The sequence below is a fragment of the Nocardia sp. NPDC056541 genome, assembly GCF_042794235.1.
In the GTDB taxonomy this organism is placed as follows: Bacteria; Actinomycetota; Actinomycetes; order Mycobacteriales; family Mycobacteriaceae; genus Nocardia.
In genome coordinates this window covers 347951-364567 of sequence record NZ_JBHTUD010000006.1, presented here as the reverse complement: position 1 = coordinate 364567, position 16617 = coordinate 347951, and the positions used below count along the sequence as shown (strand labels likewise).

18 protein-coding genes are annotated in these 16617 nt (G+C 67.1%); all 18 read left to right on the top strand.

Going from position 1 to position 16617, the window contains the following annotated elements; genetic code table 11:
• The first annotated feature begins 239 nt into the window (after nucleotides 1–239).
• The 18 genes from folE (at nucleotide 240) to ACFQ9R_RS13590 (ending at nucleotide 16572) form a co-directional block, all read left to right on the top strand.
• The gene (gene folE, locus ACFQ9R_RS13675; protein WP_378990814.1) at nucleotides 240–854 is read left to right on the top strand and encodes a GTP cyclohydrolase I FolE; all 615 of its coding nucleotides are present in this window, start codon (nucleotides 240–242) and stop codon (nucleotides 852–854) included.
• The gene (folP, locus tag ACFQ9R_RS13670; RefSeq protein ID WP_378990760.1) at nucleotides 851–1729 is read left to right on the top strand and encodes a dihydropteroate synthase; all 879 of its coding nucleotides are present in this window, start codon (nucleotides 851–853) and stop codon (nucleotides 1727–1729) included. The genes folE and folP overlap by 4 nt, the downstream gene beginning before the upstream one ends.
• Before the next feature lie 58 nt (nucleotides 1730–1787).
• The gene (gene folB / locus ACFQ9R_RS13665) at nucleotides 1788–2210 is read left to right on the top strand and encodes a dihydroneopterin aldolase (protein ID WP_378990759.1); all 423 of its coding nucleotides are present in this window, start codon (nucleotides 1788–1790) and stop codon (nucleotides 2208–2210) included.
• On the top strand, nucleotides 2207–2746 hold the full coding sequence (gene folK, locus ACFQ9R_RS13660; protein ID WP_378990758.1) for a 2-amino-4-hydroxy-6-hydroxymethyldihydropteridine diphosphokinase: 540 nt from the start codon (nucleotides 2207–2209) through the stop codon (nucleotides 2744–2746). Before folB ends, folK begins: the two co-directional genes overlap by 4 nt.
• Nucleotides 2740–3213 (top strand): DUF3180 domain-containing protein, encoded by a 474-nt coding sequence (locus ACFQ9R_RS13655; RefSeq protein WP_378990757.1) that lies wholly within the window; start codon nucleotides 2740–2742, stop codon nucleotides 3211–3213. Before folK ends, ACFQ9R_RS13655 begins: the two co-directional genes overlap by 7 nt.
• 68 nt (nucleotides 3214–3281) lie before the next feature.
• A complete protein-coding gene (locus ACFQ9R_RS13650; protein WP_378990756.1) occupies nucleotides 3282–4379 on the top strand; it encodes a DUF6779 domain-containing protein in 1098 nt (365 codons plus the stop codon).
• A gap of 288 nt (nucleotides 4380–4667) precedes the next feature.
• Nucleotides 4668–5576 carry a Rossmann-like and DUF2520 domain-containing protein gene (locus ACFQ9R_RS13645; protein ID WP_378990813.1) on the top strand — a complete coding sequence of 303 codons (909 nt, stop codon included), beginning with the start codon at nucleotides 4668–4670 and terminating at the stop codon, nucleotides 5574–5576.
• On the top strand, nucleotides 5576–6532 hold the full coding sequence (gene panC / locus ACFQ9R_RS13640) for a pantoate--beta-alanine ligase (protein WP_378990755.1): 957 nt from the start codon (nucleotides 5576–5578) through the stop codon (nucleotides 6530–6532). Before ACFQ9R_RS13645 ends, panC begins: the two co-directional genes overlap by 1 nt.
• Nucleotides 6533–6544: 12 nt before the next feature.
• Entirely contained in the window at nucleotides 6545–6964 is a 420-nt protein-coding gene (panD, locus tag ACFQ9R_RS13635) for an aspartate 1-decarboxylase (RefSeq protein ID WP_357370408.1), read from the top strand.
• Between the two features lie 22 nt (nucleotides 6965–6986).
• On the top strand, nucleotides 6987–7769 hold the full coding sequence (locus ACFQ9R_RS13630; RefSeq protein WP_378990754.1) for a type III pantothenate kinase: 783 nt from the start codon (nucleotides 6987–6989) through the stop codon (nucleotides 7767–7769).
• Between the two features lie 128 nt (nucleotides 7770–7897).
• The gene (locus tag ACFQ9R_RS13625; protein WP_364584063.1) at nucleotides 7898–8494 is read left to right on the top strand and encodes a cysteine dioxygenase family protein; all 597 of its coding nucleotides are present in this window, start codon (nucleotides 7898–7900) and stop codon (nucleotides 8492–8494) included.
• Complete coding sequence (locus tag ACFQ9R_RS13620) at nucleotides 8494–8925, top strand: rhodanese-like domain-containing protein (protein ID WP_378990753.1); 432 nt, start codon at nucleotides 8494–8496, stop codon at nucleotides 8923–8925. The genes ACFQ9R_RS13625 and ACFQ9R_RS13620 overlap by 1 nt, the downstream gene beginning before the upstream one ends.
• 258 nt (nucleotides 8926–9183) lie before the next feature.
• On the top strand, nucleotides 9184–10650 hold the full coding sequence (gene lysS, locus ACFQ9R_RS13615) for a lysine--tRNA ligase (RefSeq protein ID WP_378990810.1): 1467 nt from the start codon (nucleotides 9184–9186) through the stop codon (nucleotides 10648–10650).
• Nucleotides 10651–10765: 115 nt separating this feature from the next.
• Nucleotides 10766–11128 (top strand): Lsr2 family protein, encoded by a 363-nt coding sequence (locus tag ACFQ9R_RS13610; RefSeq protein ID WP_067454241.1) that lies wholly within the window; start codon nucleotides 10766–10768, stop codon nucleotides 11126–11128.
• Between the two features lie 315 nt (nucleotides 11129–11443).
• The gene (locus ACFQ9R_RS13605) at nucleotides 11444–12055 is read left to right on the top strand and encodes an FHA domain-containing protein (protein ID WP_101464728.1); all 612 of its coding nucleotides are present in this window, start codon (nucleotides 11444–11446) and stop codon (nucleotides 12053–12055) included.
• A gap of 124 nt (nucleotides 12056–12179) precedes the next feature.
• Nucleotides 12180–12737: a DUF1772 domain-containing protein gene (locus ACFQ9R_RS13600; protein WP_378990752.1), complete on the top strand. Its 558-nt coding sequence runs from the start codon at nucleotides 12180–12182 to the stop codon at nucleotides 12735–12737.
• Nucleotides 12738–12800: 63 nt separating this feature from the next.
• Nucleotides 12801–13730, top strand: coding sequence for a lipase family alpha/beta hydrolase (locus ACFQ9R_RS13595; protein WP_378990751.1), 930 nt, complete (start codon nucleotides 12801–12803; stop codon nucleotides 13728–13730).
• Nucleotides 13731–14004: 274 nt separating this feature from the next.
• Nucleotides 14005–16572 (top strand): ATP-dependent Clp protease ATP-binding subunit, encoded by a 2568-nt coding sequence (locus tag ACFQ9R_RS13590; protein WP_378990750.1) that lies wholly within the window; start codon nucleotides 14005–14007, stop codon nucleotides 16570–16572.
• Nucleotides 16573–16617: the final 45 nt, after the last annotated feature.

Genomic DNA, 16617 nt, shown 5'->3' with positions numbered 1-16617 from the left:
GGGGCCAACTACGCTCGGAGGTCGAATGCCGAACAAGTACCGGCATTCGGCACTGGTTCTCGGATCACGCTCGGCCGTCGAATGTCGGGTGGTCGCCGGCTTTCGGCTCTCGTTCTCGGCCCGCCCGCCTCTGGACTGAGCGGAGAACAGGGCCGAGAACCCGCGGCGCCAGCCGCAAATATCACGGAGGTGCGGAGAAGTTGTCGGCCAACAAGCAGGAACTCGATCCGGCAGGTGAGCTGGGTGCGACCAGTCCGTCGGTGCTGACGGCGCTGGCGACCGGTTTGCCGTTCGATCAGGAGCGCGCCGAGAACGCGGTGCGCGAGCTGCTGCTCGCGGTCGGTGAGGATCCCGACCGTCCCGGCCTGCTCGACACGCCCGCGCGGGTGGCGCGTGCTTACCGGGAGATGTTCGCCGGGCTCTACACCGAGCCCGACGCGGTGCTCGCGACCACCTTCGACGAGGGTCACCAGGAACTCGTGCTGGTTCGTGACATCCCGATGTTCTCCACCTGTGAGCATCACCTGGTCTCGTTCCACGGCGTCGCGCACGTCGGCTACATCCCCGGCTCGCACGGCCGGGTGACGGGGCTGTCGAAGCTGGCGCGCGTGGTCGATCTCTACGCCAAGCGCCCCCAGGTGCAGGAGCGGCTGACCAGCCAGATCGCCGACGCGGTGATGCGCCGACTGGATCCGCGCGGCGCGATCGTGGTGGTCGAGGCCGAGCACCTGTGCATGGCCATGAGGGGAATCCGTAAGCCCGGCGCCAGCACCACCACCTCGGCGGTGCGCGGCCAGCTGCAAACCGACTCCGCCTCGCGAGCCGAGGCGCTGGACCTGATCCTGCGCAAATGAGCCAGCCACTGGTGACCGCCCGTGACCACCGCTCCTGCGTGGTCATGGGTGTGGTCAACGTGACCGCTGATTCTTTCTCCGACGGTGGTCGCTACCTCGATCCCGAACTCGCGATCGCGCACGGTGTGGAGCTGTACGAAGCGGGTGCCGACATCGTCGACGTGGGTGGTGAATCCACCAGGCCGGGCGCCGACCGGGTCGACCCGGCCGCCGAGGCCGCCAGGGTCGCTCCGGTGATCCGCGGACTGGTCGCCGCCGGGGTGCCGACCAGTGTCGACACCATGCGCGCCGAGGTCGCCGAGGCCGCGCTGGAGGCGGGCGTCTCGGTGGTGAACGACGTCTCCGGCGGCCGTGCCGACCCGAACATGGTGAAAGTCGTCGCCGAAGCGGGCGTGCCGTGGATCCTCATGCACTGGCGGGCGGGCGCCGACTACCGCCATACCGGCCCCGCCGATCACTACGACGACGTGGTCGCCGAGGTGAACGCCGAACTCTGCGCCCAGGTCGACCTGGCTGTCGCCGCGGGGGTCACCCCGGACCGGCTGATCCTCGACCCCGGCCTCGGTTTCGCCAAGAACGCCGAGCACAACTGGGAACTCCTCGCCGCTCTCCCGGAACTGGTGGCAGGTGGTTTCCCGATCTTGATCGGCGCCTCACGCAAGCGTTTCCTCGGCGCCCTCCTGGCCGACGAAGCCGGCCCACGCCCGCCCGACGGCCGCGAAACCGCCACCGCCACCCTGTCTGCCCTCGCGGCCACCCACGGCGCTTGGGGCGTGCGGGTCCACGATGTCCGGGCGTCCCTGGACGCCATCGCCGTCGTCGATGCCTGGCGTCGAGCCGCCGACGCTCGATCGGCCGCTGGGCGCACGCCGTGAACGTCCTCGCTACCCGAACTGCCGCAGGCGTCCGAGTCACCCTCCGAGGAGCTGTCCGATGAACTTGCCCTTGCTGCCGCCGCCCGCGGGCAGGCCCGCCTCGTCGCGGATCGAGCTGCGCGGCCTGCGTGCTTTCGGCAGGCACGGAGTGTTCGATTTCGAGCGTCGTGACGGCCAGGAATTCGTCGTCGATCTGACGGTATGGGTCGATTTCGCCGCGGCCGCCGCGTCCGACGACCTCGCCGACACCGTCGACTACGGCGCGCTCGCCGAGCGTGCCGTGCGCATCGTGACCGGTCCGCCGCGCGATCTGATCGAAACAGTGGTCTCCGAAATCGCCGACGACGTGATGGCCGACCCGCGGATCGAGGCGGTGGAGGTGGTCGTGCACAAGCCGTCGGCGCCGATCCCGCACACCTTCGAAGACGTGCGCGTGGTGGCCACCCGGTATCGCACGCACGCCCCGGAGCCGCGCCGATGACTCGCGCGGTGCTCTCGATCGGCTCGAATCTGGGCGATCGGCTCGCGCATCTGCGCAGCGTGCTCGACGCGCTGGGGGAGCGAGTTGTAGCGGTGTCGCCGGTCTACACGACCGCGCCGTGGGGTGGCGTCGACCAAGACGATTACCTCAATGCTGTTGTCACAGCGGAAGATCCGGCCTTCGACGATTACGCCTGGCTGCGTTTCGGTCAGGAGCTCGAGCAGGCGGCGGGCCGCGTGCGCGAGGTTCGCTGGGGTGCGCGCACCCTCGATGTCGACGTGGTCCAGTGCGCCGACAGCACCGGCACGGCGATCGTCCGCGACACCGATCCGACGCTGATCCTGCCGCACCCGCAGGCCCACAACCGGGCCTTCGTCCTCATCCCGTGGCTGGCTGTCGAGCCGTCCGCGCACCTTGTCGTCGACGGGGCCGCGCGCCCGATCGCCGAGCTGCTCGCCGGACTCGACCAGTCCGAGAAAGACGGCGTGGTCCGTACCGACCTGGTGCTATGCGAGGAAAGCGCCGGCTCGTGCTGAAACCCACCCGGGTACTCGACCTCGCGCTGAATGTGGTGGTGGCCGCCGCGGTCGCCTGGGTCGCCACCCGGTTCGCCTATTCCAGCTTCCCGTCGATCTCGGTGGCCGCGGGCGCCTCGCTGCTGCCGGTCGCCGCGATCGAGGCGGCGCTCGGCTTCGCGATCAAGGCCAAGATCGCCGATGAGCAGATCGGCGACGGATCGGGCCAGATGCATCCGATCAACGTGGCCAGGGGTGTGGCGCTGGCGAAGGCGTCGTTGCAGGTGGGTTCGCTGGCCGCGGGTGTGTGGCTGGGTTTCCTGCTGTGGGTTTTCCCACAGCGCGGAACCGTCACCGCCGCCGCTACGGATTCGCCGGGTGCGGTGGTCGGCCTGCTGGCCGGTTCGGCCCTGGTTGCTGCGGCTTTGTGGCTGGAGTATTGCTGCCGGGCACCCGAGGACCCGACCGACGACCCCGCTACTACATAGCAACTTGCGAATGGAATCTCCGTAGCCTTTGGTGGGCCGACCAGCCGATTCCGGCTACCCTGGCCCTCATGGTTTCACCCTCCCGCAGCACGGCGCCCCGACGACGGCGGGACGACGCGGGAAAATTCTTCGTCGGTTTCCTCATCCTGCTCGGTCTGACCGCCAGTGTTTTCCTGATCTTCAGCGAAAACGTCCAATACGTGCGGATCGGCCTGGTAGCGGCCCTGTGGGCCGCGGTGATCGGCGCGCTCGCGGCTACCCGCTACCGCAAGGACGCGGCCGTCGACAAGGCGAAGGTGCGCGATCTGCAGACGGTGTACGAGTTGCAGCTCGAGCGTGAGATCAACGCGCGCCGTGAGTACGAGATGGGTGTCGAGGCGCGGGTGCGCGCCGAAGTCGGCGCCGACTCCTCCGAAATCGCCGCGCTGCGCGCCGAGCTGACCCTGCTGCGCCAGAATCTGCAGGTTCTCTTCGACGGTGCCCTGCTCGACGAGCAACCCGCGCTGCAGGCCGATGCCGTGCGGATCGACGCGTTGCCCGCCGGTGGCTTCAATGCCTTCGACGAGCCCGACCACGATTTCGACGTTAGCCCCGAGGATGCCACCGCCGCCTGGTTCGGCCCGTGGCAGCAACCGCCCAGCGCACTGAAACCTGTCTTCATGCAACCGGTTTCGGCCAATTTCGCCGACCCGTACGACGACCCGGTCACCGCCGAGACCTCGGCGGTGCAGCTCGACGAGTACGCCGAAACCCAGCAGTCGACCGCCCCCGCGCAGCCCGCCGCACCGACCACGTCATCGGGAAAGACGCCGCCGCCGCGCCTGTCCTCGCCGAACACCCGCCAGGTGACGGAGACGGTCCTGCCGGCCGAGCCCACCACCAACGGCAACTCGGCCGCTGCCCCCGAGCCCACCCCGGCGGCGGCCGAACCGACTCCGGCACCGGTCGCCGCGGCCGAACCTGTCCCGGCACCTGTAGCGACGGCCGAGCCCACCCCGGAGCCCGCCCAGCCCCCGGCCACCCGCCCCGAGAAGGCTCCCTCGGTGGGCACCAGCTCTCGTCGGCGCCGCCGCGCCGAAACCGAGGGCACCGCCCGGCTGTCGGTGGCAGACATCATGGCCAACCTCGAATCGGAGTCCACCGGCTCCGCCTCTCCGCGTACCTAGCTGGTCGCAACACCGACAACAGCCGGCTCGCCCACCGGCAAACCCTCGGCCGCGTCCACCTGTCACCACGCACCTGGGTCTGGCCCGAATACACGGAGTGGCGGACCAGGTGAGCGCTAGATCACGGTGGGGGCGTGTGGCGGTCCTCGAGTAACTCCCTCTATTCTCGAAGCGAACGTCTGGTACCCGCACCGCGGGACTGGAACGCAAATCGAGAGGACAACGTTGACCTCGAGAAGTGTCAACCCTGATGGCGCAAACACGAGTGGCGACTCCGTGCCCGCACGAATGGATCCAGCGCCCGCACGACTGACGGTGGGAATCGTCTCGGCGGGACGAGTGGGTTCCGCACTCGGCGTAGCGCTCGAGCGAGCCGGCCACGTGGTCTTCGGTGTCGCCGCGATCTCCGACGCCTCGGTGCACCGCGCCCGTACCCGGCTGCCCGAAGCCCAGGTGCTGCCGATCGAACAGATCGCCCAGCGCAGTGAACTGCTCCTGCTCGCCGTGCCCGACGCCGAACTGGCCGGGCTGGTCCGCGGCCTCGCCGGTGCGAACGTGGTCCGCCCCGGCACCATTGTCGTGCACACCTCCGGCGCGAACGGCGTCGCGATTCTCGAACCGCTGACGAAGCAGGGTGCGCTCGGCCTCGCGATCCACCCGGCCATGACCTTCACCGGCCACGACGAGGACATCGCCCGGCTCGCCAATGCCTGTTTCGGCGTCACCGCCGCCGACGAGGTCGGGTACGCCATCGCACAGGCGCTGGTGATCGAGATGGGTGGCGAACCGGTTCGCGTCGAGGAAGATCAGCGTTCGCTCTATCACGCGGCCCTCGCCCACGGCAGCAATCACCTGGTCACGGTGATCGTCGACGCCGTCGCGGCCCTGCGCGAATCCCTCTCCGGCCCCGGTCTGCTCGGCCAGCCGCTGGTCGACGATCAGCCCGGCGGCCTTCCCGAACGGCTGCTCGCCCCGCTCGCCTCGGCCGCACTCGACAACGCCTTGCGTCGCGGCCAGGCCGCACTCACCGGTCCGGTCGCCCGCGGTGATGTCGACGCCGTCGCCGCCCATCTCGCCGCGCTCGAGCAGGTCGACGACCGCTTGGCCGAGGCCTACCGAGCCAATTCGTTGCGCACGGCCCAACTCGCCCACACCGATCCGGCACTGCTGGAGCTCCTCGCCAAGGAAGGCCACTGATGGAACCCCGAGAAGTGCATCACCACCAGGGTGGCGCTCGCGCGACCGGCGCTTTCAAGGCGGGCGTGCTTACCGTGCACCACAACCCCGAGGTGCTCGACACGGTCGCCAAGGCCCTGCGCGGCGCCGGTCGCACGGTCGGTTTCGTGCCGACGATGGGCGCGCTGCACGAGGGGCACCTCGCGCTGATCCGTCAGGCCAAGCTCAACAACCAGGTCGTGATCGTCTCGATCTTCGTCAACCCGCTGCAGTTCGGCGCGAACGAAGACCTCGACGCCTACCCGCGCACTCTCGACGCCGACCTCGAACTGCTCCGCACCGAGGGCGTCGATCTGGTTTTCGCGCCGACGGTTTCCGATATGTACCCGGACGGCATGCGTACCACGGTCCAGCCGGGTCCACTCGGCGCCGAGCTCGAAGGCGGCAGCAGGCCGACGCATTTCGCGGGCATGCTCACCGTCGTCGCGAAGCTGCTCAACATCACCCACGCCTCCGAGGCGTATTTCGGTGAGAAGGACTACCAGCAGCTCACGCTGATCCGGCAGATGGTGCGCGACCTGAACATGGACGCGAAGATCGTGGCCTATCCGACGGTTCGCGAGCCCGACGGCCTCGCCCTGTCCTCGCGCAACCGCTTCCTCGACGCCACCCAGCGCGAGTCGGCGCTGGCGCTGTCGGCCGCGCTCGCCGCGGGCCGTCACGCCGCCGGCCTCGGCGCGGAGGCGGTTGTCCAGACCGCTCGCTCGGTTCTCGACGCGGTGGACGGCCTCGATGTCGACTATCTCGAACTGCGCGATGCCAACCTGGGTCCGGCGCCCACCGCGGGCAACGCCCGCCTGCTGGTTGCCGCCAGAGTCGGCGACACCCGCTTGATCGACAACGCTCCCGTAGTACTCGGCGCCCAGATCGACGGGCATCCCGACGCGAACTCCCTCCCTGCCTCGCAGGCGCACTGAAAGGCGACGACGATGTTGCGCACCATGATGAAGTCGAAGATCCACCGTGCCACCGTGACCCATGCCGACCTGCACTATGTCGGGTCGGTGACCGTCGACCAGGATCTGCTCGACGCCGCCGATCTGCTCGAGGGTGAGCAGGTCTGCATCGTCGACATCGACAACGGCGCCCGCCTCGAGACCTATGTGATCGCCGGCGAGCGCGGTTCGGGCGTGATCGGCATCAACGGTGCCGCCGCCCACCTCGTGCACCCCGGTGACCTGGTGATCCTCATCGCCTACGGCCAGATGGACGAGGCCGAGGTCCGCGAGTACGACCCGAAGGTGGTCTTCGTCGACGACCACAACCGTCCGGTGGAGCTGGGCAGCGATCCCGCGCACGCACCGGAGGGCTCCGGCCTCACCTCGCCGCGCTCGCTGTCGTTCGTCTGAGCCGGGCGGGGGACCCAGGACCATGCTGCTGACGATCGACGTCCGCAACACCGGAATCGAGCTCGGCCTGTTCTCCGGTAGTGGCGACCACGCGACACTGGTGCGGCACTGGCGGATTCACACCAATCCGCTGATCACCGCGGACGAGTTCGCCATGCAGGTGCGCGGTCTGGTCGGCGACGATCTCGATCAGATCGCCGGTGTCTCGGCGTTGTCGACCGTGCCGCCGGTGCTGCGCGAACTGCGCGCCATGCTGGCGCGCTATTGGTCCCATGTGCCGCATGTGCTGGTGGAACCCGGTGTGCGAACAGGCATTCCGTTGCTGGTCGACAATCCGAAGGAAGTCGGCGCCGACCGCATCGTCAACTGCCTTGCCGCGTTCCGTAGTTTCGGCGGGCCCGCGATCGTCGTCGATTTCGGCACTGCGATCTGCGTCGACCTGGTCTCGGCCAAGGGGGAATTCCTCGGCGGCGTGATCGCGCCCGGGGTGGAGATCTCGGCCGAGGCGCTGGTGGAACGCAGTGCGATGCGGCGCGTCGAGCTGGCACGGCCGCGTTCGGTGGTGGGCAAGAACAGCATGGAATGCATTCAGTCCGGCGCGATCTTCGGGTTCGCCGGGCTGGTCGACGGGCTGGTCGACCGCATCCGCGACGAATTCGACGCGTTCGCGGGCACCGATGTCACCGTCGTCGCGACGGGGGCGGGCGCACCGCTGATCGTGCCGGAGTCGGAAACCATCGACCAGCACGTCCCGCATCTCACGCTCACCGGCCTGCGCCATGTCTACGAGCGCAACAAAAAGTAGTGTCTGCTAAACTAGCGCTCGTGATCTTCCGTGTGAGCACCCAGGAGTGTTGTCGAGGCTAATCTGCCTCGACCGTTCGAGGCTGACGTTTTCCCTCGACCGTTTTCTCACCTCCTGGAGATGCGCTCATGCGTTCTTCTGTCCTTTCCCTTCCGTCCGCACGCGACGAGTACTCCGCGACGCCCCCGCTCGACCGGGCGATCGCCTCGGCGTTGCCGACCCGGTTGCGGCCCGCTGACCTGCTGCGACTCACCGACGAAGGCGCCGAAGACGTCCTCTCCGGTCGCTACGACCACCTCCTGCCCGCCGACGGTATCTGGCCGGCCGACGAGCGCTGGGCGACCCGCCTCTCGCACGACGACGAGGTCGATGTCTGGCTGATCAGCTGGACGCCGGGCAAATTCACCGATTTGCACGATCACGCTGGTTCGCTCGGCGCCCTGACCGTGCTGAGTGGCGCCCTTTCGGAATACCGCTGGAATGGCACGGAGTTACGCAGGCGCACGCTCGCCGCGGGTGATCAGGCGTCGTTCCCGATCGGCTGGGTGCACGACGTGGTGCGCGCGCCCGCCGCCGCCGAATCCGTCGGTCCGCTCGATCCCACCTTGAGCGTGCATGCCTATTCCCCGCCGCTGTCGGCGATGTCGTATTACGAAGTGACCGGCCACGGAACGTTGCGCCGAACCAAAACCGTCCTCACCGACCAGCCCGAAGGTGATCTGTGATGAGCCGTTTGACGATTGATCAGATGCTCGAGAACGCTCGCGCGCGATTGCACCGGGTGTATGTGTACGACGTGGCCGCCGCGCTCGAGCGTGGCGCGATTCTGGTCGACATCCGGCCGGCCGCCCAGCGGGTGCGCGAAGGTTCGCTGCCCGGCGCGCTGGTGATCGAGCGAAATGTCCTGGAATGGCGGTTGGATCCGACCTCGTCGGCTCGGTTGTCCCTCGCCGTTGATCACGACGTGGAATGGGTCGTCTTCTGCTCGGAGGGGTACACGTCGAGTTTGGCGGCGGCCGCGTTGCAGGAGCTGGGGTTGCACCGGGCCACCGATGTGATCGGTGGATACCAGGCGTTGAAGTCGGCGGGGTTGTTGACCGTGGGCGTCGGCGTCCCGCATTTCGCCCGTGAGGTCGACGCGCTGGCTTCGCTGTAGGGGGTCGACGTCCGCGAGTTCGGTTGTCCACGAGGCGAATCAGAGGTCGTCACGGGCGGTGTGTGTTTCAGTTATGTGACGTTGATTGCATCTCGCGGGGGAATGGTCGGTGTGGGCCGGGGTGTGCCTCTCGTTCTTTGTGGGCGGGAGTAAATCCATTTCGGGGTGCCGCTAATGTTGTCGAACGTGAGCACTCCTAACCCCGCCGCACCCGGCCGCGCCGCCACTTCCGCTGTGGACATCGATGTTCCCGAGCAGATGCGGATTCGCCGGGACAAGCGCGAACGGCTGCTCACCGAGGGTGGTGAGGCCTATCCGGTGGTGGTGCCACGCACCCACACCCTGGCCGAAATCCGTGCCGCCTACCCGGATCTGGAAGCCGACACTCAGACCGGTCTGCAGGCCGGTATCGCGGGTCGCGTCATTTTCGTTCGTAATACCGGCAAGCTGTGCTTCGCCACGCTGCAGGAAGGCGACGGCACCAAGCTGCAGGCGATGATCAGCCTCAACGGTGTCGGCGCCGACGCGCTGGCGGCGTGGAAGGCCGATGTCGACCTCGGTGACTTCGTGTTCGTGCACGGCGAGGTCATCTCCTCGCGTACCGGCGAATTGAGCGTGATGGCCGATTCCTGGTCGATGGCGGCCAAGTCGCTGCGCCCGCTGCCGGTGGCGCACAAGGAGATGAACGAGGAGTCGCGCGTCCGTCAGCGCTATGTCGACCTGATCGTGCGCCCGGAGGCCAGGGAAATGGCCCGTACCCGCGTGAACGTGGTCCGTGCGCTGCGCAACGCGCTCGAGCGCCGCGGCTTCCTCGAGGTCGAGACCCCGATGCTGCAGACCATCCACGGTGGCGCCGCAGCGCGCCCCTTCGTCACCCATTCCAATGCGCTGGACATGGATCTCTTCCTGCGCATCGCGCCGGAGCTGTTCCTCAAGCGGTGCGTGGTCGGCGGGCTGGAGAAGGTCTTCGAGATCAACCGGAACTTCCGCAACGAAGGCGCCGACTCCACCCATTCGCCCGAGTTCGCGATGCTCGAAACCTACGAGGCCTACGGCACCTATGACGACTCGGCGACGATGACCCGGGAATTGATCCAGGAAGTCGCGCGCGAGGCATTCGGCACCCTTCTGGTGACGCTTGCCGACGGCACTGAATATGATCTCGGAGGCGAGTGGACCACCGTCGAGATGTATCCCTCGCTGTCTGAGTCGATCGGTGTCGAGGTCACTCCGGAAACCACTGTCGAGGAATTGCTCGCGCTCGCCGATCGGGTAGGTCTGGAAATTCCTTCGGACAAGGGCTACGGTCACGGGAAACTGGTCGAAGAACTATGGGAACACGCGTATGGCGACAAGCTCTACGCGCCGACTTTCGTTCGCGACTTCCCGGTCGAGACTTCACCGCTGACCCGTCAGCATCGCAGCAAGCCCGGCGTCACCGAGAAGTGGGACCTCTATGTTCGCGGCTTCGAGTTGGCAACGGGCTATTCGGAACTGGTAGACCCGGTGATCCAGCGGGAACGCTTCGTCGACCAGGCCAGGTTGGCCGCGGCGGGCGATGACGAGGCCATGGTGCTCGATGAAGACTTCCTCGCCGCGATGGAACACGGTATGCCGCCGACCACCGGAACCGGTATGGGAATCGACCGGTTGTTGATGGCACTCACGGGTTCGGGAATCCGGGAAACGATCCTGTTCCCGATTGTGCGACCCACTAGTCGCTGACCAGTGAATTCACGGGGTGAAGACCCCGTGTTGGAAATTTCGCATTTCGGGGTATTCTTGCCTCGGGTATTCGGCCTGGAGGCAGGCTTGACGATTTCGAGAGGACGTTCATCTCATGGCAAAGAAGGTCACCGTTAGCCTGATCGACGATGTCGACGGTGAGTCCATCGCGGACGAGACCATCGAGTTCGCTATCGATGGGGTGTCGTACGAGATCGATCTGTCGGACGCAAATGCGGCGCGCCTGCGCGAAGGCCTGGACGAGTGGGTCGCCAACGCCCGCCGTGTGAGTGGCCGTCGTCGGGTGAAGGCTGCCGGTGCACCCGCGCCGCAGGGCAAGAGCCGTGTTTCCATGGACCGCGAACAGAGCGCCGCAATTCGCGAATGGGCACGCCGTAAGGGTCACAAGGTCTCCGCCCGCGGTCGTATCTCGGCGGAAATCACCGAGGCATACAACAAAGAGGTCGGCAAGAGCTGAGATATCGGCGGCGCGGGTGCCGCGTGGTTCGTGGCCCCGCCGGTCCCGCTGTTGAGGCACCGTTGCTTGCTCCTTCGTCGCGTACGCAACGGCACCTCAACAGCGGGACGGCCGCGAACGGCAGGCTGCGCCTGCCTGCCCCTCCTCGAGGTCGGGGCGTGCGGGGTTGCGTTGGCGGGGAAAACGAGGGAACGAAGGGCCCGGGTTGTGCCGGGTGCGGGGAACAAGGGGCCCGGGTTGTCCCGGGTGTGGGGTCTCGGGACGTAGACTGATGGCCGTGCACAAGGTGTTTCGAGTATCCGGCGGTGTCGCGCAGTGAGTTCCTTCCTGCGGTATACCGACGACACCGGTAAGCAGCATGAACTGGCGCTGGAGGCCGGGCAGCAGCGTGTCACCATCGGGCGCAATGTGCAGGCCGACCTGGTGCTCGCGTGGGACGCCGAGGTTTCCCGGCTGCACGCCGCGGTCGAACATCTCGGTGCGCACTGGACCATCATCGACGACGGTCTGTCGCGCAACGGCACCTTCGTCAATGGCGAGCGGCTGGTCGGGCGGCGCCGGCTGAGTCCCGGCGACCGGATTCGGGTCGGGACCACGCTCGTGCATTTCTTCGATTTCGGCGGTGTGGTGGATGACGCGACGCATACCGCGTCCGGGTCCATCCCCACGATGCGCTCACTGACCGAGACCCAGCGCGCGGTGCTGGTCGCGCTGTGCCGTCCGTACAAACACGGCACCGGATTCGCGACGCCCGCCTCGAACCAGCAGATCGCCGAGGAATTGTTCCTCTCGATCGATGCCATCAAAACCCACCTGCGCGCCTTGTTCGCGAAGTTCGGGGTGGAAAATCTGCCGCAGAACCAGAAGCGCACCCGATTGGCCGCGCTGGCGATGCAGAGCGGCCTGATCTCCGACCACGATCTGTGAGTGCGACGGTCGCGTAGGTCGGTGAGCGTCTGAACTATGTCGCGGATCCGGTCTGGGCGGTTGACTTACTCGTATCACCGGAGCGCGAGATCGAAGCTCCGGACCACGAGTCAGGAGACATCACATGTTCGCAGTTCGGATGGCCACCATGGTGCTGGCCCTGCTCAGTACCGGACTCATCGCCGGCGTGTTCTACGCTTACGCGATCTCGGTGATGCCGGCGCTGGCCCGCACCGATGACCGCACGCTGATCGACGTGATGCAGAAGATCAACGTCGTGATCATCAACCCCTGGTTCATGTTCGGCTTCATGGGCACGGTCGGTTTCACGGCGCTGGCGGCCGCGCTGCACCTCGGTAGGGAACAGCGTTCGACACTGATCTGGATCGGAATCGCGTTGGCGCTCAACGTGATCGCGTTCGCGGTCACCGCCGGCTTGAACGTGCCGCTCAACGACGCGCTCGCCGCGGCGGGTGATCCGGCGTCGATCGCCGACACCGCCGCCGTCCGTGCGGATTTCGAGGCGACCTGGGTTCGCTGGAATATCGTCCGCGCGGTGCTGCACAGTGCCGCGTTCCTGGTGCTGTGCGGCGCGCTGTTCGCCGCGGGCGTGCAGCAGGGTAAGTCCAGTTCGGCCACCGACGTGGCCGCGGCACCGGTGCCGATGGTTTACGGCCGGTAGTGCCACGCGATCACTAGAACGTGTTCCATGATGAGTGGAACACGTTCTAGTGAGGAGTCGTTCATGCGACGTTGTTCGCTTCTGGTGCTGGCCGCGGCCCTGTTCGCCTGCCTGCCCGCCACCGCGTCGGCCCAGCCCCTTCCGGTCGACTACAACTTCTTCGCGGGCATTGCGCCGGAGCTCACCAACCCGGGCGGCTCGCTACCCGGCGCGAACGATCCGGGCTGCGTCCCCTCGCCCGAGCATCCCGACCCGGTGGTCCTGCTGCACGGCACCGGCGGCGGAGGGCAGACGAACTGGGGTGTATATGCCCCCCTGCTGGCCAACGAGGGCTACTGCGTCTTTTCCCTCACCTACGGCGCCTACGCCCTTCCCTGGCCCGTCTCGGCGATCGGCGGCATGCGTCCGATCGAGCAGAGCGCCGCCGAGGTCTCGGCCTTCGTCGACAGCGTGCTGGCCCGCACCGGCGCCGAGCGCGTCGACCTGATCGCCCATTCGCAGGGCAATATCGTCGGCAACTACTACCTCAAGCGGTTGGGCGGCGCAGACAAGGTCGGCAAGCTGGTCGGGATCGCGCCGCCGTGGCTCGGTACCAATGCGTTCGGCGCGGCCGACATCGCCCGCTTCAGCCGGGCGCTCGGCGCTGGTCCGGCCTTCGACGCGGTCAGCTCGTCGCTGTGCCAGGCCTGCGGGCAGATGTTCACCGGCTCGCCCTTCATGACCGCGCTCAACGCCGACGGTGTGTACGACGCACGGGTCACCTACACCAATATCGTCTCCGCCTTCGACGAACTGGTCGTTCCGCATACATCGGGCCTGGTCCCCGGCCCGAACGCCACCTCGATCGTGGTGCAGGACGGGTGCGCGCAGGACTACTCCGAACACCTGGCCATCGCGGGCAGCCCGCGCGCGGCAGGCCATGTCCTCAACGCCCTCGATCCCGCCCGGCAGGCCCCGGTCGCGTGCGAATTCGTCCCACCCTTCACCGGTTGAGCCGCGCGGCGCGATTTCGCTGTAGGCAAAACTGAGGTGGAAACGAATGCTGCGACGTGCGCGTTGTCAGTGAGTGACCATGTTGTCGCCGGTCCCCATTAGGGTGGACCGGCGGCGGCGGAATCCCCTGCCAACTAGAGTGGATGGCGGGGGCCGCAACCCCCGGGCTTCATGGCAGGCTGACGGCGAAAGTTGTCGGTCCGACGCCCTAGGTTGTATCGAGCATACTGCGGCGTCTGTTGCCAGAATGTCGGAGCAGGAGAGTGAGGGAGCGATGTTCGAGAGGTTCACCGACCGCGCGAGGCGTGTCGTTGTCCTGGCCCAAGAAGAGGCCCGGATGCTCAACCACAACTACATCGGCACCGAGCACATCCTGCTTGGGTTGATCCACGAGGGCGAGGGCGTGGCGGCGAAGTCGCTGGAGTCCCTTGGCATCTCGCTGGAGGGTGTGCGCAGCCAGGTCGAGGAGATCATCGGGCAGGGCCAGCAGGCGCCGTCCGGTCACATCCCCTTCACCCCGCGTGCCAAGAAGGTGCTGGAGCTGAGCCTGCGCGAAGCGCTGCAGCTCGGCCACAACTACATCGGTACCGAGCACATCCTGCTCGGCCTCATCCGCGAGGGCGAGGGCGTCGCGGCCCAGGTGCTGGTCAAGCTCGGCGCCGACCTCAACCGTGTCCGTCAGCAGGTCATCCAGCTGCTGTCCGGGTACCAGGGCAAGGAGCCCGTCGAGGGCGCCGGTCCGCGCGGCGAGGCGGGCACCCCGTCCACGTCGCTGGTGCTCGACCAGTTCGGTCGCAACCTCACTCAGGCGGCCCTGGAAGGCAAGCTCGATCCCGTCATCGGGCGCTCGAAGGAAATCGAGCGCGTGATGCAGGTGCTCTCGCGCCGCACCAAGAACAACCCGGTGCTGATCGGCGAGCCCGGTGTCGGTAAGACCGCGGTCGTCGAGGGCCTGGCACAGGCCATCGTCAACGGCGAGGTCCCCGAGACCCTCAAGGACAAGCAGCTCTACACCCTCGACCTGGGCTCCCTGGTCGCGGGCAGCCGCTACCGCGGTGACTTCGAAGAGCGCCTCAAGAAGGTGCTCAAGGAGATCAACACCCGCGGCGACATCATCCTGTTCATCGACGAGCTGCACACGCTCGTCGGCGCGGGTGCTGCCGAAGGCGCCATCGACGCGGCCTCGATCCTGAAGCCGAAGCTGGCCCGTGGCGAGCTGCAGACCATCGGTGCCACCACCCTCGACGAGTACCGCAAGTACATCGAGAAGGACGCCGCGCTGGAACGCCGTTTCCAGCCGGTGCAGGTGGGCGAGCCGACCGTCGAGCACACCATCAACATCCTCAAGGGTCTGCGCGACCGCTACGAGGCGCACCACCGGGTCTCCATCACCGACAGCGCGCTCGTCGCCGCCGCCACCCTGGCCGACCGCTACATCAACGACCGGTTCCTGCCGGACAAGGCGATCGACCTGATCGACGAAGCGGGCGCGCGCATGCGCATCCGCCGGATGACCGCTCCGCCGGACCTGCGCGACTTCGACGACAAGATCGCCGATGCGCGCCGGGAGAAGGAAAGCGCTATCGACGCGCAGGACTTCGAGAAGGCCGCGCGTCTGCGCGACAAGGAGAAGCAGCTCGTCGCCAAGCGTGCCGAGCGCGAGAAGCAGTGGCGTTCCGGTGATCTGGACGTCGTGGCCGAGGTCGACGACGAGCAGATCGCGGAGGTGCTGGCCAACTGGACCGGCATCCCCGTCTTCAAGCTCACCGAGGAGGAGACCACCCGTCTGCTCCGGATGGAAGACGAGCTGCACAAGCGGATCATCGGCCAGGAGGATGCCGTCAAGGCCGTCTCCAAGGCGATCCGCCGCACTCGCGCCGGTCTGAAGGACCCCAAGCGTCCGTCGGGCTCGTTCATCTTCGCCGGCCCCTCGGGTGTCGGTAAGACCGAGCTCGCCAAGTCGCTGGCGAACTTCCTGTTCGGCGACGACGACGCGCTCATCCAGATCGACATGGGCGAGTTCCACGACCGCTTCACCGCTTCTCGTCTGTTCGGTGCCCCTCCCGGGTACGTGGGCTACGAGGAGGGCGGCCAGCTCACCGAGAAGGTGCGTCGCAAGCCGTTCTCGGTGGTGCTGTTCGACGAGATCGAGAAGGCGCACCAGGAGATCTACAACACGCTCCTGCAGGTGCTCGAGGACGGCCGTCTCACCGACGGTCAGGGTCGTACGGTCGACTTCAAGAACACCGTGCTGATCTTCACCTCGAACCTGGGCACCTCCGACATCTCCAAGGCTGTCGGCCTCGGCTTCACCCAGTCCAACGCCGAGGGCTCGAACTACGAGCGGATGAAGCTCAAGGTCAACGACGAGCTGAAGAAGCACTTCCGCCCCGAGTTCCTCAACCGCATCGACGACGTGATCGTCTTCCACCAGCTCACGAGCGAACAGATCGTGCAGATGGTGGACCTGATGATCGCCCGCGTCTCGGTGCAGCTGAAGAACAAGGACATGGCGATGGAGCTGACCGAACAGGCCAAGAGCCTGCTCGCCAAGCGCGGCTTCGATCCGGTCCTCGGCGCTCGTCCGCTGCGTCGCACGATCCAGCGCGAGATCGAGGACCAGCTCTCGGAGAAGATCCTCTTCGGCGAGATCGGCGCGGGCCAGACCATTCTGGTCGACGTCGAAGGCTGGAACGGCGAGGGTCTCGGCGAGGACGCCAAGTTCACCTTCGAAGGCAAGACGAAGCTGACCAAGGGCTCCGCGACCGACGACAAGCCCGAGGTGGTTCTCACCGGCGCAGCCGAGGGCACCGCGCCCGAGGCCGCCGCCTCCGGCGAGTAGTAACCAGCTGAACCGAAGGCCCGCCCTCTGTATCCAGAGGGCGGG

Excerpts from the sequence above, each read along its gene's own strand:
- folP (WP_378990760.1), top strand. The coding sequence starts at position 851 with ATGAGCCAGCCACTGGTGACCGCCCGTGACCACCGCTCCTGCGTGGTC.
- folB (WP_378990759.1), top strand. The coding sequence starts at position 1,788 with ATGAACTTGCCCTTGCTGCCGCCGCCCGCGGGCAGGCCCGCCTCGTCG.
- folK (WP_378990758.1), top strand. The coding sequence starts at position 2,207 with ATGACTCGCGCGGTGCTCTCGATCGGCTCGAATCTGGGCGATCGGCTC.
- ACFQ9R_RS13650 (WP_378990756.1), top strand. The coding sequence starts at position 3,282 with ATGGTTTCACCCTCCCGCAGCACGGCGCCCCGACGACGGCGGGACGAC.
- ACFQ9R_RS13645 (WP_378990813.1), top strand. The coding sequence starts at position 4,668 with ATGGATCCAGCGCCCGCACGACTGACGGTGGGAATCGTCTCGGCGGGA.
- panC (WP_378990755.1), top strand. The coding sequence starts at position 5,576 with ATGGAACCCCGAGAAGTGCATCACCACCAGGGTGGCGCTCGCGCGACC.
- panD (WP_357370408.1), top strand. The coding sequence starts at position 6,545 with ATGTTGCGCACCATGATGAAGTCGAAGATCCACCGTGCCACCGTGACC.
- ACFQ9R_RS13630 (WP_378990754.1), top strand. The coding sequence starts at position 6,987 with ATGCTGCTGACGATCGACGTCCGCAACACCGGAATCGAGCTCGGCCTG.
- ACFQ9R_RS13625 (WP_364584063.1), top strand. The coding sequence starts at position 7,898 with ATGCGTTCTTCTGTCCTTTCCCTTCCGTCCGCACGCGACGAGTACTCC.
- ACFQ9R_RS13620 (WP_378990753.1), top strand. The coding sequence starts at position 8,494 with ATGAGCCGTTTGACGATTGATCAGATGCTCGAGAACGCTCGCGCGCGA.
- lysS (WP_378990810.1), top strand. The coding sequence starts at position 9,184 with ATGCGGATTCGCCGGGACAAGCGCGAACGGCTGCTCACCGAGGGTGGT.
- ACFQ9R_RS13610 (WP_067454241.1), top strand. The coding sequence starts at position 10,766 with ATGGCAAAGAAGGTCACCGTTAGCCTGATCGACGATGTCGACGGTGAG.
- ACFQ9R_RS13600 (WP_378990752.1), top strand. The coding sequence starts at position 12,180 with ATGTTCGCAGTTCGGATGGCCACCATGGTGCTGGCCCTGCTCAGTACC.
- ACFQ9R_RS13595 (WP_378990751.1), top strand. The coding sequence starts at position 12,801 with ATGCGACGTTGTTCGCTTCTGGTGCTGGCCGCGGCCCTGTTCGCCTGC.
- ACFQ9R_RS13590 (WP_378990750.1), top strand. The coding sequence starts at position 14,005 with ATGTTCGAGAGGTTCACCGACCGCGCGAGGCGTGTCGTTGTCCTGGCC.